The organism is Bifidobacterium sp. B4079, from assembly GCF_026537385.1.
GTDB classification, from domain to species: Bacteria; Actinomycetota; Actinomycetes; order Actinomycetales; family Bifidobacteriaceae; genus Bombiscardovia; species Bombiscardovia asteroides_I.
Map to the genome: position 1 here is coordinate 12,929 of NZ_JAFNMH010000006.1, position 20,601 is coordinate 33,529.

The 20,601-nt window shown below is 57.0% G+C and carries 15 protein-coding genes and 1 pseudogene; 8 read left to right on the top strand and 8 right to left on the bottom strand.

The features are described 5' to 3' along the window. Positions 1-182 precede the first annotated feature (182 nt). Positions 183-1,136, top strand: a complete 954-nt coding sequence (locus J3T95_RS08850; protein ID WP_267451154.1) for a DMT family transporter — start codon at positions 183-185, stop codon at positions 1,134-1,136. On the opposite strand, the gene J3T95_RS08855 is transcribed toward J3T95_RS08850, so the two are convergent. The 8 genes from J3T95_RS08855 to dnaA form a co-directional block, all read right to left on the bottom strand. Continuing rightward, the gene (locus J3T95_RS08855; RefSeq protein WP_220236571.1) at positions 1,082-2,197 is read right to left on the bottom strand and encodes a VanZ family protein; all 1,116 of its coding nucleotides are present in this window, start codon (positions 2,195-2,197) and stop codon (positions 1,082-1,084) included. The genes J3T95_RS08850 and J3T95_RS08855 overlap by 55 nt on opposite strands. A 58-nt stretch (positions 2,198-2,255) precedes the next feature. Next, positions 2,256-2,876 (bottom strand): DUF3566 domain-containing protein, encoded by a 621-nt coding sequence (locus J3T95_RS08860; RefSeq protein WP_267451155.1) that lies wholly within the window; start codon positions 2,874-2,876, stop codon positions 2,256-2,258. Between the two features lie 105 nt (positions 2,877-2,981). After that, positions 2,982-5,609, bottom strand: coding sequence for a DNA gyrase subunit A (gene gyrA, locus J3T95_RS08865; RefSeq protein ID WP_267451178.1), 2,628 nt, complete (start codon positions 5,607-5,609; stop codon positions 2,982-2,984). Positions 5,610-5,743: 134 nt separating this feature from the next. Further along, positions 5,744-7,783 carry a DNA topoisomerase (ATP-hydrolyzing) subunit B gene (gyrB, locus tag J3T95_RS08870; RefSeq protein ID WP_220237319.1) on the bottom strand — a complete coding sequence of 680 codons (2,040 nt, stop codon included), beginning with the start codon at positions 7,781-7,783 and terminating at the stop codon, positions 5,744-5,746. A 292-nt stretch (positions 7,784-8,075) separates the two neighbouring features. Beyond that, positions 8,076-8,573: a DUF721 domain-containing protein gene (locus tag J3T95_RS08875; RefSeq protein ID WP_267451156.1), complete on the bottom strand. Its 498-nt coding sequence runs from the start codon at positions 8,571-8,573 to the stop codon at positions 8,076-8,078. After that, a complete protein-coding gene (gene recF / locus J3T95_RS08880) occupies positions 8,570-9,832 on the bottom strand; it encodes a DNA replication/repair protein RecF (protein ID WP_267451157.1) in 1,263 nt (420 codons plus the stop codon). Before recF ends, J3T95_RS08875 begins: the two co-directional genes overlap by 4 nt. A gap of 29 nt (positions 9,833-9,861) precedes the next feature. Beyond that, a complete protein-coding gene (dnaN, locus tag J3T95_RS08885; protein ID WP_267451158.1) occupies positions 9,862-10,986 on the bottom strand; it encodes a DNA polymerase III subunit beta in 1,125 nt (374 codons plus the stop codon). Between the two features lie 413 nt (positions 10,987-11,399). Continuing rightward, positions 11,400-13,142 (bottom strand): chromosomal replication initiator protein DnaA, encoded by a 1,743-nt coding sequence (gene dnaA, locus J3T95_RS08890; RefSeq protein ID WP_220236565.1) that lies wholly within the window; start codon positions 13,140-13,142, stop codon positions 11,400-11,402. A gap of 331 nt (positions 13,143-13,473) precedes the next feature. Here dnaA and rpmH point away from each other — a divergent pair, with 331 nt between their 5' ends. From rpmH to J3T95_RS08925, 7 genes and pseudogenes are all read left to right on the top strand, one after another. After that, positions 13,474-13,608 carry a 50S ribosomal protein L34 gene (gene rpmH / locus J3T95_RS08895; protein WP_015022700.1) on the top strand — a complete coding sequence of 45 codons (135 nt, stop codon included), beginning with the start codon at positions 13,474-13,476 and terminating at the stop codon, positions 13,606-13,608. Between the two features lie 25 nt (positions 13,609-13,633). After that, positions 13,634-14,026 (top strand): annotated as a pseudogene (gene rnpA / locus J3T95_RS08900) (ribonuclease P protein component); the annotation flags it as partial. Between the two features lie 107 nt (positions 14,027-14,133). Further along, positions 14,134-14,445, top strand: coding sequence for a membrane protein insertion efficiency factor YidD (gene yidD, locus J3T95_RS08905; RefSeq protein ID WP_267400899.1), 312 nt, complete (start codon positions 14,134-14,136; stop codon positions 14,443-14,445). Between the two features lie 2 nt (positions 14,446-14,447). Then, entirely contained in the window at positions 14,448-15,470 is a 1,023-nt protein-coding gene (yidC, locus tag J3T95_RS08910; RefSeq protein WP_220236562.1) for a membrane protein insertase YidC, read from the top strand. Positions 15,471-15,647: 177 nt separating this feature from the next. Continuing rightward, the gene (locus J3T95_RS08915) at positions 15,648-16,289 is read left to right on the top strand and encodes a Jag family protein (RefSeq protein ID WP_267451159.1); all 642 of its coding nucleotides are present in this window, start codon (positions 15,648-15,650) and stop codon (positions 16,287-16,289) included. 429 nt (positions 16,290-16,718) lie between these two features. Then, positions 16,719-17,606 (top strand): 16S rRNA (guanine(527)-N(7))-methyltransferase RsmG, encoded by an 888-nt coding sequence (locus J3T95_RS08920; protein ID WP_267451160.1) that lies wholly within the window; start codon positions 16,719-16,721, stop codon positions 17,604-17,606. A gap of 2,045 nt (positions 17,607-19,651) precedes the next feature. After that, positions 19,652-20,599 (top strand): ParA family protein, encoded by a 948-nt coding sequence (locus J3T95_RS08925; RefSeq protein WP_220237490.1) that lies wholly within the window; start codon positions 19,652-19,654, stop codon positions 20,597-20,599. Positions 20,600-20,601 lie beyond the last annotated feature (2 nt).

Consider the following 20,601-nt stretch of genomic DNA (forward strand, 5'->3'; position numbering starts at 1 on the left):
GGTCGGTCTGCACGACTGCGTGCACAGACTGGACGCTGGAACTGTCTCAGTTCGGGCGCCATGTTCGTAGTATAGACGCACCATGGCAGAGCGAGTCGCCGCGGGGTCCAATGGCCGAACGACTCATGAAGCGTCCTGCGAATCGATGGCCGTTTGTGGACAGGCAAGATTAGAGTCGAGACATGTCTACCTTTGCGCCTTCTTCATCCTGGAAACCCCCCACCTGGCTCGCCCGCCTGATGCTGCTGATGGCCGCCGCCGCCTGGGGAGCCGGATACACCTTTGAGAAGGTGGCCTTGGAAACCCTGACTGTACGCTGGTTGATGGGCATTCGCATTCTGTGCGCCATCGTCATCATGACCCCCTTCCTACTGCCCCGGCTGCGCAGAACCGGAGCTATACACACCCTGGTACCCGGGCTGATCCTGGGGGTCAGCTACTGGGCGGCCTTCAGCCTGCAGATGATGGGACTGACCACCATCGCCCCAGGCCGCAATTCCTTCCTGACAGCCACTTACTGCATCTTCGTGCCCTTCCTGGTCTGGATCATGACCCGTCGGCGGCCGGCCCTGCGCCACTTCGTCGCGGCTGCCATCTGCATCCTGGGCGTGGCCCTGATCTCCCTGCCGGCCCACGGCGGGGGGCAAGGGCTGTCTTTGAGCACCGGCGACCTGCTGTCCCTGGCCGGCGCCTTGCTCTACGGGGTCAACCTGGTGGTCACCGGTTTCCTGACCAAGAAGTTCGACGCCCCCACGCTGACCTACCTGGAGCTGCTCTTCGGCGGCATTCTCTTCCTGGTCTTCGCACTGATCTTCGATCCCTTGCCCACTGTTGCCGACTTCACACCTCCGACCCTGGGTTCCATGATTTATCTGACGCTGATCTCGACCCTGATGGCCCAGAACTTCCAGAACATTGCCTTCTCCAGGGTCCCCGCTGCCCAGGGTTCGCTGATCCTATGCTCGGAGAGCCTGTTCGGCATGCTGGTCTCGGTCCTGGTCATGCACGAGGAGCTGACGGCCACCCACCTGCTGGGCTTCGCCATCATCTTCGCCGCCATCATTCTGTCCGAGGTCAGGATTCACCCCCGCCGGTCGTCGGCGGATTCCTCTGCACCTGTGTCCTCCTCCCGGTAGGCTGTCCCAGGCAAGAGGTCGTAGGGCATCTGCCGCTTAATCAGATAGAAGACCAGCAAGAGCAGGGCCAGGATGCGCGTTGCAATCTGAACGTTGCCGGTCCAAGGTCCGAAGACAGCCAGGATGACTGCAGTCCGGAACAGATAGAAGAGGAAACGGGACCAGCCATGCCGCTGCTTGGTCTCGACGGTCATATGGGTGAAGGTGGCGCCCAGCGTCCGTCCCCGGCGGGGCAGGGGGATGAGCAGTTCAAAGATCAGCAGCATGGCCAGATCAACTATGGTCCCGAACATATCCAAGGCGGATGGGGCAATCAGCAGCCCGCCAAAGCGGTAGTGGCCATCCAGCTGATAGGTGCCCAGGCGATGGACTGCATAGGTCACGCCCATCCCCAAAGACATGGACAGGATGGTGGCTAGGAGCAAATCCAGAGCCAGGGAGACGGCACGATGCATGAACCCGGGGTTGGTGACCAGCCGGGCGGCGTCAGCCTGACGGGTGGGAACGAGCTTGTTGGCCGCCAGGGCCACCAGGTAGCCGATTATGGCGCCTGAGGTATTCCAAATCAGGTCGTCCACGTCGAAGAGACGATAGGCGCAGCCCACGATGCCGAAGACTCCGGTCAGCTGGGCCGTCTCGATGAAGAGGGAGACCAGAAGGGCGACCGGCAGGGCCAGGATGAATCGCCAGCGGAAGACCCGCCCCATAATAAAGCCCAATGGCAGGAAGAAGGCCACATTGAGCAGAATCTGCAGCATAGCCATCCGCCCGCCTGTGCTTAGGTCGGTCAAGAACTGCAGAGGGTTGAGCTGAGGGCTCAGATGATGGGTGGCGCAGAAGGCGGCCCGGTCGTCCGGCATGGGCCAGAGGGTAAAGAAGACCAAGGCCAGCAGATATAAGACGGTCAGATAGGCCGCCATAGCTGCTGTCAGCCGCAGCCGATGGTAGCGGTTGTAAATCAGTGCAAGAATGGGCAGGGTCAGAATCAGCGAGGCTAATGGCCAAAAGACCAGAGATATGCCGAAGGAGCCGCTGAAATAGTCCAAGTACGTCGAGAGCATAATTCCAGTCTAAATCGCTCTCGGGTCTATCGGCCGATTGACTGCGCCGACCAGGGGCTCAGTCGTCGCCCAGGGTCACGTGGATGCCGCCCACCAGGGAACTGACCAGGTTGTACAGGAAGGCGAAAATAGTGACCAGAACCACTACTATGACAATCTCGAAAATGGAGAAGATGGTCACCGAACTCAGGACCGTCCCCAGGCTCAGCACCTGGCCCAGGTCGAAGCCGCCCGCGTCCAGGCCCGTCTTGGAGATGACCTGGGTCAGGTTGTCAAAGAGCCCCATGGCGTTAAGCAGGAACCAGAGCAGGGCAGCGGCCACCACCTGAATGATGCCCCCGGCGATGGCCAGCAGGAAGGTAACCTTGGCCACCGACCAGGGTTCCAACCGGGTCAGGGACAGCTGCATGCGCCGGGCCCGAGGCACATGAGGACGCGCCGCCGAAACCGCGGGCCGAACAGGACGGGATGAGGATACCTTAACCGGACCGGCAGCAGAAGCTGTGGTTCTTGCGGAATGTCCCGATGCTGTTCTGCCAGCTGCAGGAGCCGGAGGAGTGGCCGATGATGATCGACGGGACTCGCCCTGTGAGGATTCATCAGCCTTGGTCTTCCCCTTTTGAGGCTTACCAGCACCCTGCTTGCCGGCCTTGACCTGCTCCTGATCATCCTGGCTCATCGGCACTCCTTGATCCTTGCGTTCAATGGCCCGCCCATAACGTCGCCGGACCTGCATGACTTCTTACGAGGCTACCAGTCTTGTCAGACTGGTAGCGGACCCCGCTCAGTCCCCTTGAGTCAGGCTCCGGCCATCTCCGGTTCCGGTGGTGGCTATGGGCTGATCCTTGGCTGCCAGGGGAGCGGCGGGAGCCAGGTCGGTCTGGCTGGCATCCTCTTCCTGGTCGTCGCGTTCGGCATTGCGGGCGATGGAGAGAATTTCGTCACCCTTGTCAGGCTTGGCTAGGGTTACCCCTTGAGTGTTGCGTCCAGTTCGCTTGACCTCAGCCACATCGGAGCGGATGACCTTGCCGGACTTCATGATGGCCATGATCTGGTCGTCCTCGTTCACCACCAGGGCGCCGACCAGGGAACCACGGCCCTCGACCATGGCGATGGCCTTGACTCCGTAACCGTTGCGGCCCTGCAGGCGGTACTCGCTCAGAGCAGTCCGCTTGGCGAAGCCCTCGTCGGTGACCACTAGCAGGTCATCGCCGGACTCACTGGCGATCACGTCCATGCTCAGCAACTCGTCGCCGGGGCGGAACCGCATACCCTGGACGCCTGCGGTCTGCCGTCCCATGGGCCTTAGGGTGGAGTCGTCAGCCGGGAAGCGCACGCTCATGCCCTTGCGGGAGACCAGGATGATTTCATCGTCGGCATTGCAGAGGGCGGCACCCACCAGCTCATCGCTCTTAGGCGCCTCTTGGCCCTCCTCGTCGGTGACGGTGCCCAGTTCCATAAGCCGCACGGCGATCAGGCCACCCTGGCGAGGCGAATCATATTCAGCCAGGCGGGTCTTCTTGACCCGTCCGGTCCGGGTGGCCAGAACCAGATAGTCGGCATCGTCGTAGCCGTGCAGGGAAAGGACCTGTTCGATCCGCTCGCCCGGGCCCAGCTGGAGCAGGTTGGCTACATGCTGCCCCTTGGAGTCGCGGGAGCCCTCAGGCAGTTCGTAGGCCTTGAGCCGGTACACCCGGCCCTTGTTGGTGAAGAAGAGCAGCCAGTTGTGGGTGCTGGTCAGGAAGAAGTGGTCCACCACGTCGTCCTCGCGCAGCCTGGCCCCGCGGATGCCCTTGCCGCCGCGGTGCTGGGCCCGGTACTCGTCGGCTTTGGTCCGCTTGACGAAACCTGAGTGGGTGACAGTGACCACCACCTGTTCGTCAGCAATCAGATCCTCCACGTTCATCTCACCCGAGTAGGGGACGATCCGGGTGCGCCGTTCGTCGCCGTACTTGTCGACGATCTCATCCAGCTCGTCTCCCACGATGGTGCGTTGGCGTTCGGGGTGGGCCAGGATGTCGTTGTAGTCGGCGATCTTGCGCATGAGCTCCTCATGCTCGTCCAGGATCTTCTGCCGTTCCAAGGCGGCCAGACGGCGCAGCTGCATGGCCAGGATGGCATCGGCCTGGACCTCGTCCACGTCCAGCAGCTCCATCAGGCCGGTGCGGGCCGTCTCTACATCCTTGGAGGCGCGGATCAGGGCGATAACCTGGTCGATCATGTCCAAGGCCTTCAGATACCCCTGCAGAATGTGGTCGCGTTCCTCGGCCTCACGCTTCAGATAACGAGTGCGCCGCTCGACCACGTCCAGCTGGTGGTCCACCCAGTGGCGGATGAAGGCATCCAGGCTCAGGGTCCTGGGGACCCCGTCCACCAGAGCCAGCATGTTGGCTCCGAAGGTCTGCTGAAGCTGGGTGTGTTTGTAGAGGTTGTTGAGGACCACCTTGGGAACGGCATCGCGCTTGAGCACCAGGACCAGACGCTGGCCTGTGCGGCCTGAGGTCTCGTCGCGCATGTCGGCGATGCCTTGGATCTTGCCGTCGCGCACGGCCTCGCGGATAGAGGAGGCCAGCCGGTCGGGGTTGACCTGGTAGGGCAGCTCGGTGACCACCAGGCACATCCTTCCACGGATCTCCTCGGTGTTGACCACCGCCCGCATGGTAATCAGGCCGCGCCCGGTCCGGTAGGCCTGCTCGATGCCCTTGTGGCCCAGAATGGTGGCGCCAGTGGGGAAGTCAGGCCCCTTGATGATGGCGATCAGGGCGTTGAGCAGCTCCTCCTTGGAGGCCTCGGGATGCTCCAGGGCCCAGTGAACGCCCTTGGCCACCTCACGCAGGTTGTGCGGAGGAATGTTGGTAGCCATGCCCACAGCGATGCCGGCTGATCCGTTGACCAGCAGGTTGGGGAAGCGGGAAGGCAGAACCGTGGGCTCCTGGGTCTTGCCGTCGTAGTTGGGGATGAAGTCAACCGTGTCCTTGTCGATGTCGCGCACCATCTCCATGGCCAAGGGGGCCATGCGGCACTCGGTGTACCTCATGGCGGCAGCCGGATCGTCGCCGGGGGAACCGAAGTTGCCCTGGCCGTCCACCAGCGGATAGCGCATGGACCAGGACTGGGCCAGACGCACGATGGTGTCATAGATGGCCGAATCGCCGTGGGGATGGTACTTGCCCATGACGTCGCCCACCACACGCGAACACTTGTTGTAGCCGCGGTCGGGCCGGTATCCGCCGTCATACATAGCGTAGATGACCCTGCGGTGGACCGGCTTCATGCCGTCACGGACATCAGGCAGGGCCCGCTCCACGATCACGGACAGGGCGTAGGACAGGTAGGATTCCCGCATCTCCTGCTGGAGGTCAATGGGTTGAATCCGCTCACCCTTAAGGAGGCCGTAATCGGTGTTGTCCATCTCCTGGGGGCTGAGCGGCTCACGAGACCCGTCGGGCAGGTTGAGGCCGTCCTGGTCCGGGCTGTTGTCGTTGTTGTTATCGTCTGCCAAAATCGATCCTTAGCTCAAATGGTGAAAAGGGAAGGACGTCCGTCTCAGGCGTCGATGAAGCGGGCGTCGTGGGCATTGCGCTGGATGAACAGACGCCTGGGTTCAACCTCGTCGCCCATGAGCATGGTGAAGGTTTCATCGGCCTGCTCGGCGTCATCAATGCGGATCTTCTTGAGGATGCGGTGATCCGGGTCCATGGTGGTCTCCCAGAGTTCCTGATAGCTCATCTCGCCCAGACCCTTGTAGCGCTGGATCCCTTCACCCTTGGGCAGCTGCCGGCCGGAGGCCTTGCCCTCGGCCAGAACCCTGTCACGCTCGGCATCGGTGTAAACGAAGCTGTGGGGCCCCTTGGTCCACTTGAGCCGGTAGAGCGGAGGCATGGCCACATAGACGTAGCCGGCCTCGATCATGGGCCGCATGTAGCGGAAGAAGAGGGTCAGATTCAGGGTGGCAATATGGGCGCCATCCACATCGGCGTCGGCCATGATGATAACCTTGTGGTAGCGCACCTTATCGATGTTGAAGTCCTCGCCGTATCCGCCGCCCACGGCCGTGATCAGGGATTCGATGGTGTCGGACTTCATCATGCGGTCCAAGCTGGCCCGCTCCGTGTTGAGGATCTTGCCGCGCAGGGGCAGGATGGCCTGGGTCATGGGGTTGCGCCCCTGGATGGCCGAGCCGCCTGCAGAGTCACCCTCCACGATGAACAGCTCGCACTCCTGGGGGTTGCTTGACTGGCAGTCCTTGAGCTTGTCAGGCATGCCGGCAGTCTCGAAGATGGACTTGCGACGGGTGTTCTCGCGTGCCTTCTTGGCCGCGATCCGGGCCCGGGAGGCCTCCATGGCCTTCTGGATGATGGCCTTGGCCTCGCCTGGGTGGGCGTCGAACCAGTCGCTCAGTCTCTCGGTCATGACCCTCTGGACGAAGGTTTTGGCCTCGGAGTTGCCCAGCTTGGTCTTGGTCTGACCCTCGAACTGTGGATTGGTCAGCTTGACGGAGACCACGGCGGTCAGCCCCTCGCGTACGTCGTCGCCCGAGAGGTTGTCATCCTTGTCCTTGAGAATGTTCTTATCCCTGGCATAGCGGTTGATCATGCTGGTCAGGGCAGCACGGAACCCCTCTTCGTGGGTGCCGCCCTCGGTGGTCGCGATGGTGTTGGCGAAGGTGTGGACGGACTCCGAGTAGGCGGTAGTCCACTGCATGGCCACCTCGGCGGAGATGCCCAGCTTCAGATCCTCGGCTTCGAAGTCGATGACCTCGGCCTCCACAGGCGTGGCCTTCCTGACCTTGACCAGGTAGTCCACATAGTCCTTGATGCCGTTGGCGTACTGGTAGCTGACGGACTGGCCCTTCTGCTCCGGGGTCTGCTCCTCGCCCGCCACCTCGTCGCCGGCCTGGTCATTGGGGCGCAGGTCGGTCAAGGTGATCCTCAGGCCCTTGTTGAGGAAGGCCATCTGCTGGAAGCGGCTGCGCAAGGTCTCGAAGTCGTAGACCGTGGTCTCGAAGATTTTGGGGTCGGCCCAGAAAGTCACCGAGGTGCCGGTGCTCTCGTCCGGCCCCATGGCCTGGTCCTTGGATAGGGGAGCGGTGGGCTTTTGGTTGCGGAAGTTCTGATGCCAGTGGTAGCCCTGCCGGCGCACCTGGACGTCGATCCGGGTGGACAGGGCGTTGACCACGGAGATGCCCACGCCGTGCAGACCGCCCGAGACCGCGTAACCGCCACCACCGAACTTGCCGCCGGCATGCAGCTTGGTCATGACCACCTCGACGCCGCTCTTGCCCTCGCCTGGCACCTCGTCCACAGGAATGCCACGGCCATTGTCATCCACACGGATGCCGTTGTCGGGCAGGATGGTGACTTCAATATGGTCAGCGTACCCAGCCAGAGCCTCATCGACCGAGTTGTCGACGATCTCGTAGACCAGGTGATGCAGGCCCCTGGAGCCCGTCGAGCCGATGTACATGCCGGGACGGACGCGGACCGCCTCTAGCCCCTCCAGCACCTTCAGATCGCTGGCATCATAATGCTCGGGGGAGAGCGAGTCATCCAGCTGCGCGTCGTCCAGCTGATCCTGGCCCGTCATGCCATCATCCCGAGGCTTGTCCTCCTCATGCTCCCGGCCCTCTTGCGGGGTCCGGGACGGGTCAGTGTTGAGATCTGCCACGGATAGTCCTTTCTGCACCCCCATCGTCGGCCACTGACAACAAAGCAGCTTCCGTTCGTGGTCGAGCAGGGGATCGAGTCATGGTCACCAGGTTCCAAATCGTCCATAAAGGGGCCTTGGAAGCGTTTGACCCTATAACCTATAGATTACCAGCTCTAGGGGACTTTAGGCTTACAGAAAGCTGGGAAGACGGTATTCGCAGTTTATGGGTTCATCCATAGGTGTCGCGCACGCCTCGGCCAGGTGGATCGAACCGCGAACGGCGGAAACTGTAGTTGTGGGGGCCGGTCACCCGGATCTGCTTTACCGGCATGCCCAGCCGCTTGACAATAGTCGCTTGGAGCTGGGGGACCAGGTAGGTCAGCTGGGTGGCCCAGACCGTTGTCTGCGCCTGAATGATCAGCACGCCATCCCGGTAGGAGACCACTCTCGAATGGGCGGCGATACCGGGTCCCACCACACTGTCCCACTGGTTGCGCAGCCGGGCCACCTTCAGATGGCTGGTCCACCCGCTTCCGGCAGCCAGACTGGTAACCACGCCTCCCAGTTTGGCTGGGTCGCGGCCGGGCTTGCCGAATGCATACCACGCCTTACGGGAACTGTTCTCCCGCTGCTGACGAGTGGCCGCCCGTCGGGTGCAGCCCTCGAAGACCAGGGCCGGCAGTCGACGCTGGTCCAAGTGCAGGGTTTCAATTATGGGCGCCTTCATGACAGGTCGTTCCCCTCCGGCCCATCCGATATATCCGAGTCGTCTTGAGCTGTCCCCCTGGTTCGACGCAGATCCTGCATGGCACTGGCGATGGCCGGATCCTGGGCAGCCGGATCGGATGGCTGCACGGGCCTCAGCCGGGACACATCCACCAGCCTGGCGCCCTGCAAGGATGGGATGTCACTGTCGGCGGCCACAGTGATCAGCACCTGGTCCTGCTGACGGGCAAAGTCCAGAATCTGATCCCTGCGTCCTCGATCCAACTGGGCGAAGACATCATCCAGAATGACGATGGGCTCCAGAGAGCGACGGTCCTTGACCACCTGCAGCAGAGCCAGCCTCAGAGCCAGGGCCAGGGTCCACATCTCACCGTTGGAGGCGAACTCCCTGGCAGGCATGCCGTTGAGGGTAAAAGCCAGATCGTCGCGCTGGGGACCGATCAGATTGGTGCCCCGGGCCACTTCTCCCGGGTATATCCGCTGAAAGTGACGACTAACGGCCTCGGCGGCCTCGGGACCGGTCTGCCTGTCGGGTCCGATCTCCTCCAGAGAAGGGCGGTAGGTCAATCGAGCGTCCTGACCAGGTCCTGCCAGCCGACCATACAAATCGGTGAAGGGCTGGTCCAGGGCCTCTACCAGAGCCGCTCGTCGCCGGCTCAGATCCAGCCCGATGCGAATAAACTGCCCAGTCCAGATCTCAAGGCCGGACAGAGCGGCATCGCGCCCATCACCTGAGGCGTCATGGCCCGCCTGGGAGAGCTGCTTGAGCAGTGCAGCGCGCTGCCTGGCCACATGGCGAAAATCCTGCCGAACTTGGAAGTAGTCGGTATCAAGCTGGCTGCCGGCCTGGTCCAGCACGGCCCGCCTGGCTGCCGGCTCTCCTGAGACCATCAGCTGGTCCTCGGGGTTGAAAGTCACGCAGGGCACCCGGCCTACCAGGTCACGCTGATAGAGGGACGGCCCACCGTTGATTCTTCCACGGTTGGATCCCTTGGCGGCAATGGTCAGCTCATAGTCGGTGGCGGTACCGTCCTGCTTCACCCTGGCCCTGATGGTGGCCTTGGACTGTCCACGCTCTACCAGGGGCAGGGAAGATGAAGTCCTATGGCTGCCGCCGGCGGACAGGACCTCGATGGCCTCGACCAGGTTGGTCTTGCCCAGGCCGTTCCGTCCTTCGAGAATGGTCACCCCGGGCTCCAAATCGAGGACGCAATGCTCCCAGGAACGGAAGTGATCCAGAACCAGACGGGAGATGTGCATGGCGATTGTTCCTCGAACCTGCCCAGGTGTCAGTTGTTGAAGCGCATGGGCACAAGCAGGTAACGGTAGTCCATGGACTCTTCGGAATCCTGCTCCTGCTGGCCGTTGAACTCTACAGCCTTGACTGCCGAGGTCATCTTGATGCGGACAAAAGGCTCAGCAATGGCGCCCAACCCGTCGATCAGGTAGTTGGGATTGAAAGCCACTGTGATGTCCTCACCGTCCAGATCCGCCTGCAGAACTTCATGGGCCTGCGCTTCGTCAGCCGTGCCTGCGCTCAGGGTCACCTCGTTGCCGGAGAAAACCATACGGATTGGGGCATTGCGCTCGGCTACTAGGGCCACACGCTTGATGGCGTCGATCAGATCCTGCCGGGCGATGACAGCTTGGATGGGGTACTCGTCTGAAAAGAGACGATCTACTGCAGGGAATTCCCCGTCGATCAGCTGGGTAGTGGATATTTTGCCAGCGTTTTCCACGCCCATGATGGTGGGGTTGTCGGCTTCATAATCCATGGTCACGTTCTGGTGCTCGTCCAGGGAACGGGCGATGTCCCGCAGCAAAGAGCCGCGGATAAGCATGGAGGTGGAGAAGTTGGCATCGCGAGGAGTCCAAGTGAAGCTCGAACGGGAGAGCCTGAAACGGTCGGTGGCGGTCATGACCACCTTGTCCCCAGTGATCTCGGTTTTGACGCTGGTCAGCACCGGACGGCTCTCTTCCCGGGAAACAGCGACGATGGACTGGGAGATGGACTGAATGAAGGTCTCAGCATCCACCTGGCCCATGGGCTCAGGAACGGCAGGGAGGTCGGGGTATTCGCTGTCAGGCATCAGTTGCAGAGAAAAAGTGGATTTGCCCGAGGTAATGGTCATCTTGGATCCCTCGGTTGACAGGTAGGTCTTCTCTGATGGCAGGGATTTTGTGATGTCAGCCAGCAGTTTACCCAGTACCAAGGCTGTTCCGGATTCGTCGATGCCTGCCTCGATGTGGTTCCTCGCTGAAACCTCGTAATCGAAAACAGAGAGCTTCAATGTTCCGTCAGAGGCTTCCATCCTGATGCCTGCCAGGATCGGCGAAGCCGGCCGGGAGGGGATGATGCGGGTGGTCCATGCCACTGCATCCGAGAGTGCGGATGAATTCACTTCTACTTTCATGGGAGCCTTCTTGTCGATGAATGAACTGGATTCATTCTATCGAATAGGTCGGGTGATGTGGTTGGAGTGAGAGGTGTGCTTGAGTATGAAGGTGACTATTGCATAAATATACATTGAGTCATCGTAATAAGCTTGGTGGATGGTGTGGATAAGTTCTCAGATCCTTGCAATGCAGTGGATAGCCATCACTTAAGTGATGTGGATAAGTAGTGTAATTGGTGTGATTAAAAAGCCAAGTTATCCACAAGTCTGGAGTTCTGCTTAGTTGTCCACAAAAACATGTGATTTGTTCGCGGAAGATGCACCATTTATCCCCGGAAAATCAGTGGGTTGTTCCCAAGGTTTGCCCACATCCGGGGATAAGTAGGTGGATATCTTTTTCTGTCGATCCACAGTGGTGTCTGCGTGTCGTATCATTCCTGAGGCTGTTTGAGCCGGACGGTCAGCTCCATGACGTAGTTGTAAATCTCTCGTTTTTCCTGCATCTCATTGGAGATACGTGTATAGGCGTGCATGACTGTGGTGTGGTCGCGGCCGCCGAAGACCTCGCCGATATCTACCAAGGACATGCTGGTCATCTCCCGCGCCAGATACATGGCTATCTGTCGGGCTAGGGCGATGTTCTTGGTGCGCGTGCGGCCGACAATATCGTCAAAGGTCAGATGGAAGTATTTGGCCACCTGGGAGATGATGTCAGTGGGCTTGATCTCCACATCCGTAGAGAAGAAGTCTTGCAGAGTCTGTTCGGCCAGGGCTGTGGTGACCGGCTGATTGTTAAGGCTGGCCACGGCGGTGACACGGGTCAGGGCCCCCTCAAGCTCTCGGATGTTCTCGGTGAAGCGTTCCGCGATCAGATCCAGAACCTCGTTGGGAATGCTGACCCCGTTCATGGAGGCCATCATTCTGAGGATGGCCACCCGGGTCTCCCGGTCCGGAGGTTTGACATCCACAGTCAGACCCGAATCGAAACGCGAGATCAGTCGTGATTCGAAGCCTTTCAGATTCTTGGGGGCCACGTCCGAGGCGATGACGATGCGCTTGTTGGCGTCATGTAAGGCATTAAAGGTGTGGAAGAACTGGTCCAGGGTGGCTTCCTTGCCCCCCAGAAACTGGATATCATCGATAAGAAGCACATCCACCTGCCGATAGCGGCGGTTGAATTCCGCGATCTGGCCCGACCCTTGGGTGGAGTTTTGCAAGGCGTCGATGAATTCATTGGTGAATTCCTCCGAGTTGACGTATCGGACCTTGAGCGAAGGATCCTTGACCAGGGCATAGTTGCCAATGGCGTTGAGCAGGTGGGTCTTGCCCAGGCCTGAGCTGCCGTAGATACATAAAGGATTGAAATCCTGGCCTGACCCTTCGGCCACGGCCAAGGCTACGGTTCGCGCAAAGCGGTTGGAGTCGCCTGGGACGAAGGTATCAAAGGTGGCATTCTTGTTCAGGTGGGTCTGCGGGTCGCGCTCCACTCGGTTCTGGCTCATGGGGAAGCGGGGCACGGTGAAGGCGGGTCGGGATGCGGTCCTCTCTGCCTCGCTCTGCTGGTCGGCATCAGCGCCTGCCGTTGACCTCACAGCGGGGGAGGGCTCGGACAGTTCGGCCTGCATATCCAGGGTCATAGGCACATAGGTGCCCTCGTGGAAGTCATTGACGGAAACAATCGGGGACTTGGAGGTTCCAGCGTTCTCGGTCCGCCAGTCCGAGTGGGTCTCTGAGCCGGGCGATCGGTCGATGCCGGCCTGACGCTGGTAGTCGCTATAGGGATCCTGAGCAGGACCGGGAACCTGACGGAACTCGCCGCTGCCCGGGACAGAGCCAGCCATGGCGGACGCGCGTTGGTCATTCTGTTGATCGGCAGCTTTCTGCTTGGCCATTTGCTCTGGGTAGACGATTTTGATGGCCGGGAACATTTCCTGGTTGGTGACCAGCTGCAATGCATTGAGGAGCGGCTGGCTGAGCGGTCCCTGCACAGCCTCCTGAGTGGCCTTGGAGGAGACCCTGAGAACGATGGTGGTGCCGAAAACCGCCTCGGGGGTGATGTCCTCCAGCCAGCCCTTGTCTCTGGAGGTCAATGAGCTGCTGTAGCGGAGCACCTGCAGGACCGAATCCCAGATTCTCTTGGCCTGGGCAGCGGCATCCAGCGGATCCTGCGCCATCAGTGTGCTCCTCTCTTCTCGACGACGAATTTCCCGGTCTTCCTGCTTCTCTCAGAGTAGACAGTAGCTCATTGTTACACCGACTTTGCGCGGTTATCCACAGGATAGCGTGTTGTATCTACGATGAATGTGAATAACAGTGATGTAATTTGTGGATAAGTAAGGAGGCCTATTCTCCTGCTATGACAGGGTTTGCACAGGGTATGGAGCGGTCCTCACCAGCTGGATGCCGGAAGCCTGTTTGACTCCGTCTCGGCTCATGTGTACCGTGATATAGCTTGACTCATAACGAGCCGTACTCGAGTATGTCTACACACGGGAGCAACGAATTATGAAGAGGACATTCCAGCCCAACAATCGCCGTCGTCACATGAAGCACGGATTCCGCGCTCGTATGCGCACCCGCTCCGGTCGTGCCCTGATCAACCGGCGCCGGGCCAAGGGCCGTCGGACCCTCTCTGCCTGAGTCGGATCCAATCCCTTTTCAGAAGGTGGAACGGCTGAGAAGCCACCGGGAGTTCACGGCGGTGCTCAGGCGACGCCATCGGGTCAGCAGCAGGGATCTGGTCATACATTATTCGATACCTGGATCTGACCGAACAGCGACCTTGCTGCCGGTGACATCGGCTGAGCGCGAAGGGCGGCATGACATCCTGCCTGCAGGCAGACGCCGCATGGGGCTCGCTGTATCCAAAAATGTGGGCAAGGCCGTGACTAGGAATAAGGTCAAACGCAGATTCAGGCAACTTGCCGGATCTAAGGAGGACCTGCTGCCATCCTCCTGTGATCTGGTCATGCGCGCCAAACCCAGCGCTGCCACAGCCACATACAAGCAGCTGGAGGAACAAGTCGACAGGCTTTTCCGTGACCTCATGCGCAAGACCGGGAAGACTGCCGGCGGCCTCGATGCACAGGGACAGTCAGAGCTGCAGCTTGCCGGGTCCAAGCGTCAACCCGTTCAACATGTGGAAGCCAGTGAAGGGTGCAGGGCATGAGTGGCCTGGCCTCCCGGGCTCTGCAGGGTGCAGTCCGCTGGTATCAGCGCCACATCTCACCCCTTTCGCCGCCGAGCTGTCGTTACTACCCGACCTGCTCCCAGTATGCTTTGACCGCTCTGAAGCGGTTCGGGGCCTTGCGTGGAACTATCCTGGCCGTTCTGCGGCTATTGCGTTGCACGCCATTCAACAACGGCGGAATCGATGACGTGCCCCAAAGATTTTCCATCTTCTATCGGTTCTCGTGGTCCACGGCCCATGAGGAGGCCCGGCTGACCCCCATGGCCCCAGACAAGGAGACGGCCTGATAATGTTCCAGAACAACGACACCTTCACTTTCGATACGGGCATATACGGCTTCTTCTACAAGATCCTGTATCCCATCGAGTGGCTCATGACCTACATCATGACCTACTGTCACAAGTTCCTGACCCTGATCGGGTTCCACAAGGGTCCCGGCGTGGCTTGGGCGCTTTCGGTAGTGATGCTGGTGCTGGTCGTCAACCTGTGCGTGCTGCCGCTCTTCATCAAGCAGTTGCGATCCATGCAAAAGATGCAGGCCCTGCAGCCCAAGCTGATGAAGATCCAGAACAAGTACCGCAACAAGAAGGATCCGGCGAGCCGAGAGGCCATGAGCCGGGAGACCATGAAGGTCTATCAGGATAACCATGCTAATCCCATGGGGTCCTGTCTGCCCGCACTGGTCCAAGGCCCGGTCTTCATGACAATGTTCTATGTGCTTTCGGCCGTGCCCTTCATCGCCCGGGGCAAGCGGGCACCCCTGGGGGCCTTCAATCGACAGGTGGCGCGAGAATTCGAGGAGACCACCTTCTTCGGGCTGCGGATTTCGGACAACTTCATGTCCGCCCATGGCGCGGGCCGCATAGTCATTGTGGTTTTCATCGTGCTTATGTGCCTGGCCATGTTCTACTCGCAGTTCCACAACGTCCGACGGAACATGCCCAGGTCGGCCATGCAGGGACAGCAGTACAAGATGCAGCAGATGATGGCCTTCATTTTCCCGGTCATGTATATTTTCTCGGGTATTTACTTCCCCTTCGCCGTGCTGATTTACTGGTTGACCAACAACCTTTGGAATCTGGGCCGAACCCTCTTCCAGGTCCACCATATGCCCACTCCCGGCTCGCCGGCTGCAGAGAGCAAGGAGGAGCGGGATCACCGCCATGAGAACGCTCGTCGCAAGCGCCAGGGGCTGCCCTCTTTGGAGGAGGAGCAACTGATGGAGGCCAAGCGGCTGGAGGAGGAAGCCCGCAACAACAAGAACGTCTCCCACCAGCGTTCTCAGCCCCACCGCAAGCGTCGCGGTCGTTGATCCGGCTATTGGCAGTAATGGCCGGCGCGGTGACCCAGCTTTCGGTCGGGCGGATACTGGAGTAGTCTGCAATCATCACGTCCGTGTATCCTCAATACTGGACACTCGATTGGTGACCAGGAATCCAGTGGGTCTGAGGTTATGAATCGGATGTAAACGCGTGTAAGGAGAGCATAGATGTCTCAGTCTCTGGACCAGGGAAAGACCATTGAGCAACTCAATGAGGAAGCGGATGTCGCCGCCGACTATCTGGAGGGGTTGCTGGACATCGTCGATTATGAGGGCGATATTGAGATGGGGGTGCGCAACCACCGTCCGACCGTGCAGATTGTGGCTGACGACGATACGGACATCAAACATCTGATCGGCAAGGATGGCGAGGTGGTTGATGCTCTTCAACAGCTGACACGGCTGGCCGTGCAGCAGAAGATAGGGGAGCGCTCCCATCTGATTGTGGATGTGGACGGCTTCCTAAGGCGCAAGCGCGAACATCTTCGCGAGCAGGCTCTGGATGTGATTGACGAGGTCCGTGAGACTGGCGATCCCGTGAATATGAAGCCTATGAACTCTTTCGAGCGCAAGATCGTCCATGACATGGTTCGTGAGGAGGGGCTGAAGTCACGTTCCCACGGCGAGGAACCCCATCGTTATGTCACCGTCTACCTGAGGGTCAAGAGCGAAGACGAGGACCTGTCTGACGATATTGAGGGTGAGCCAGTCGGGTATGATGCCCCGCTGGATGCAGATGAAACTGATCAGGTCGTTGATTCGGCTGACTACGCGGCTGATGACGATCCTGATGGTGCCCACAGGGAGTGATCGCAGAGCCATGTGGGGCCACGGGCCAATGAAGCATTGTATGACGTCGTCCTTTTAGATTGGTTCACTGCTTGGCGCGGTCGTACTGCCTAAGTCTCTTGTGCGCTATCTGCCAGGGTTGTGCTATTTGGCAGGTACGTAGTGCTGTCTGGCTCATGATGGCGGCTAGTCTGCCTCGATGCTTAATCGGAATGCCCTTGTTGGTGACCCTCTATTAGAGACTGCACCTATGCTGTTTCGATAGGATACTGATATATATGACTCTCAATGTCCTTTTGCGGTTGAGAACAATACTTTGATAGCAGTCCTAGGAATCTAATGGTTTTTCGGTTCTGGCAGAGTGAAATCTAGCTGTACGAGACAGTATGACGCTGTCGCGGTCTGTGGCTGTAATTGACTGGGCATCGAATATGAATGTGAGGAGTCGAAATGGCTGTTGTGGATGATGAGCTGAACGATAGTCCCATATTGAGCCAGGTGCTTGGTGATGCTCTGGTACCCATGCAGCGTTTTCATGACAAGCTCTTACGCGAGGGCGTGGAGAGGGGGATCATTGGCCCTCGCGATGAAGACATTATTTGGGAGCGGCACATTCTCAATTCAGCTGCTATTGTGCCTTTTGTTCGAGACCGATTGACCACTGACAGTCCCACGGCAACGGTGGCGGATATAGGCTCCGGCGGAGGCTTTCCTGGTATTGTACTGGCAGCTTGCCTTCCGCAGTGCAAGGTTGTTCTAGTCGAGCCAATGGAGCGGCGTGTAATCTGGCTGCAGGAAGTTGTTGATGAGCTGCACCTGGCTAATGCGGTTGTGCTTCGCAAGCGTGCAGAGAACCTGGTCCCGAAATCACTCCATGCGTCAACGCGGCATAACAAAAAAAGTTCACAGGGCCGGCGTCGCGTTGGTCGCCGAAATGCAGAACAGTCTGTTTCTGCTTCCGGCCACGGTTCTTCAACTTTTGCTGCTGCCAGAAATGATGACAATCAACAAGATCTAGATGTAAATAGCCATGACTCCCCGCTTGTGACGGGTGGAGCAGGTCTAGCATACATCGACTCTAATCCTTCAGTTCCACAGGCCTTCGATGTTGTGACATGCCGAGCTGTAGCCCCCATGACTAAGCTCGCTGGTTGGACCCTGCCTCTTTTGAAATCGGGAGGTCAGCTTATTGCACTTAAGGGTCGTTCGGCACAGGGCGAGCTTGATAAGGCTGCTAAAGCGATAAAAAAATATTATGGACAGAATCCACGGGTTTGTCAAGCTTTGGTTGCGCCCGGCCTTGAAGATACCCATGTGATTCTTGTGGACAAACACTGAAGTACGATATCAGAATGAAATTTATGAATGATTTTGTGTCCGAGGACTGGTTTAGAAGTGAGGTAAGAATGAACTCGATCGAATAATAGATTATTCTTCTCTAACATAGAGCCTTGTGGAATGACGGATTGGAAATTGACCGACTATGTCATAGTCATAGTAGATTTAGTCTGGTCTCCAGACAGCAGCTTGGCTGATGTTTAATCACAATGAACGAGAGAGCTTGTTTAAGAGTGAAGTCAGCACGCTGGTGGAAATATATTGCCTGCTTTGAATGTGTTTTCAGACCGAATTATTCGAAGTTTTGACCTCCTGGTTTGAAACGATGTTACGCACAATAGGTAGTACAACATCTATTTAGTTATATATATATATTTGAAATATAGATGTTCTATTTCTTGAATATCCTGCATATCATAGTGTCCCTTTTAGTTCGGCAGCAGGTATTATTCCATCCTGGTCTTATACTCTAATCATTGTTGATTAGATTGTATGAAGGTCAATCCCGGAAATCGACATACCGTTGTCTTTTTGATGCCTTATCAAGACTCTCTCGGAATATCATTCTTTCATTGTTCAGTGATTTTATAAATTTACCTGTTCAGTGGACTAAACAGCTGTGGTCATGCTCATCTTTTTGTAACCAACCCATATCCTTGTTTCTTTTACATTAGGGGAGTCTATTGTGTCTCCATACCTGTGGTGATCTTTGCGGTCCCTCCCTAATCTTCATAGAGTGTTATGTCTGCACATGCATACGTACGAGGATTGCAAGGCCCCCGATTCGTCGGTTCAGAAGAGGTCTCCGAATTGGTCATCGACGTCGAATATTCCTATGATGTCATGGTTTGAGGACGATCAAATTGAGCAACACGAGACCTATCACCGGTGACAGATGTGCCCTCTAAGGTATGTTTCACGTGAAACAATATACAATTAACATCTGTTCTGCAATACTTCCGATAAACAATCCTCTATCAACTACTAGCGTGGTTGATCCAAATGACTTGGAGGACAATTGAAGGTAACTATACGAGAGTGATTGTGTTTTCCGAGAATGCTCATTCGCGCCTACTAGATTTTGTAGCGTCTCAGCGCATCAATGTATACAGTAGTGCCACTGCAAATGGGTGATTGTTAGGGGGAGATTTGTTGTGATGTTTCACGTGAAACAATCAACTCACATTGCGACAATATAGATCTAGGTTATTAGAGTTTAGAATATAGTGAAAGAGTATCGCAATACATTTTATATCTTTATAAAAAACATGCCCTCTTTATTAAATATAGATCCTTCAAACATAATCATCCGAAGCAAAATATAATATTGATCGATAAGCAGGTACATATTGCCTGACGAAAACAAAAAAGTATACATAAAATTACACATTTGCTACTTACTACTGGATCCGGCAGTGGTTAATGCTCGCAGGCGTGGCTTTGAAAAAAATAACAGGAAAGCTATCTTACATTACTGTGTAAGCCACAATCGGCAGGGCTTCTATTGTTTCCGAGCAATATAGATGTTTCACGTGAAACATTCTTCTGCTGTTTGTTGTATATGGCTTGTCATTCGTAGGCTTAATTGAAGGGCTTCAGTGGTATTTATGATGGCCATCCAATAAGTGAGAGATCATTGATTATTGCCATGAATAGTACCGCTTAATTGAGTTGCGTAGTTGATTTACGGATTTGCTCCTTGTGGGTTATGCACAATTTGAGTCTAATGATTGACTTATCCACATTATCATTTGTAGACGATGGCATGAAATGAAAAGCGACAGAATTGTCAATGATTACAAGGCCAAACAAATAAAATAAGGCGGTGGTCAAACACATAAATGGAGATAAAGCTATCCACACTTATCCACAGTTATGAACAGTAGCTGTGTATAACTGGCGGCCGTTCTGACATGTCCAACGAGGACGGGAAAATTGAATGGTTATCAAAAGGAGGAAGGTTCGTGACCACATCGAAGAAGGTGAAACCCGTTTCGAGAAATACCCTGGAAGTCGGTGAGCAACCCACGCCGAACACTTCAGGTATGGAGACGGCGACGGATATTCTGAATCGAATATTCGCCGACGGGACCGGTTCGGTGTCCGGAGCGGAGATGGCAGATTTATCCGCACGCTATCAGGCCTTACGCCAGGCTCAATTCCCTCACCCGTCAAAAACTCGCTTCATTGCTGTAGCGAATCAAAAAGGCGGGGTAGGGAAAACCACTACCACTGTCAATTTGTCATGTGCATTTGCTGAATTTGACCAACGTGTGCTGGTTATCGATATGGATCCACAAGGCAACGCATCTACTGCCTTGGGTGTGACTCATGAGTCAGGGACGCCGTCAACATATGATGTGCTTGAGGGGCGTCTTGGAATCGACGACGTTAAGGTGGTTTCGCCGGAATTCCCCAATTTAGAGGTTGTGCCTTCCTCTATTGATCTAAGCGGCGCTGAGCTGGAAGTCGCGGATATGCCCAACCGCAATCAGCTAATGAAAAAGGCAGTTGCCGACTATCTTAAAGTCTGCCGTCAGCATTATGACTATGTTCTCGTTGATTGCCCACCTAGTCTGGGGCTGCTGGTCCTGAATGCCATGTGTTCTGTCAATGAGGTATTGATTCCAGTGCAAGCTGAATACTATGCTCTTGAAGGACTGCAACAATTGCTGCATACCATAGGACTCGTTCAGCAAAGCTATAATCCTTATCTCGTAATCTCGACCATGTTGTTGACTATGTACGACAGGCGGACACTTCTCAGCAAAGAAGTATTCGATCAGGTCAAGGAGCACTATCCAGAAATAGTGTTAAATACGACTATCCCGCGTTCAGTCAAAATCTCTGAAGCCCCCAGCTTCCGGCAAAGCGTTGTCACCTACGACCCTAAAGGAGCAGGCGCTATCGCTTATGAAGAGGCAGCGTTAGAAATCGCCCAGAGGTCCGAGCAGGTTCTGGGACATATTGCCAATAGAAGACAGGGGGAGTGAGG

Coding starts and splice junctions, on each gene's coding strand:
- J3T95_RS08850 (WP_267451154.1), top strand. CDS start 183: ATGTCTACCTTTGCGCCTTCTTCATCCTGGAAACCCCCCACCTGGCTC.
- J3T95_RS08855 (WP_220236571.1), bottom strand. CDS start 2,197: ATGCTCTCGACGTACTTGGACTATTTCAGCGGCTCCTTCGGCATATCT.
- J3T95_RS08860 (WP_267451155.1), bottom strand. CDS start 2,876: ATGAGCCAGGATGATCAGGAGCAGGTCAAGGCCGGCAAGCAGGGTGCT.
- gyrA (WP_267451178.1), bottom strand. CDS start 5,609: ATGGACAACACCGATTACGGCCTCCTTAAGGGTGAGCGGATTCAACCC.
- gyrB (WP_220237319.1), bottom strand. CDS start 7,783: ATGACGGGCCAGGATCAGCTGGACGACGCGCAGCTGGATGACTCGCTC.
- J3T95_RS08875 (WP_267451156.1), bottom strand. CDS start 8,573: ATGAAGGCGCCCATAATTGAAACCCTGCACTTGGACCAGCGTCGACTG.
- recF (WP_267451157.1), bottom strand. CDS start 9,832: ATGCACATCTCCCGTCTGGTTCTGGATCACTTCCGTTCCTGGGAGCAT.
- dnaN (WP_267451158.1), bottom strand. CDS start 10,986: ATGAAAGTAGAAGTGAATTCATCCGCACTCTCGGATGCAGTGGCATGG.
- dnaA (WP_220236565.1), bottom strand. CDS start 13,142: ATGGCGCAGGATCCGCTGGATGCCGCTGCCCAGGCCAAGAGAATCTGG.
- rpmH (WP_015022700.1), top strand. CDS start 13,474: ATGAAGAGGACATTCCAGCCCAACAATCGCCGTCGTCACATGAAGCAC.
- yidD (WP_267400899.1), top strand. CDS start 14,134: ATGAGTGGCCTGGCCTCCCGGGCTCTGCAGGGTGCAGTCCGCTGGTAT.
- yidC (WP_220236562.1), top strand. CDS start 14,448: ATGTTCCAGAACAACGACACCTTCACTTTCGATACGGGCATATACGGC.
- J3T95_RS08915 (WP_267451159.1), top strand. CDS start 15,648: ATGTCTCAGTCTCTGGACCAGGGAAAGACCATTGAGCAACTCAATGAG.
- J3T95_RS08920 (WP_267451160.1), top strand. CDS start 16,719: ATGGCTGTTGTGGATGATGAGCTGAACGATAGTCCCATATTGAGCCAG.
- J3T95_RS08925 (WP_220237490.1), top strand. CDS start 19,652: ATGGAGACGGCGACGGATATTCTGAATCGAATATTCGCCGACGGGACC.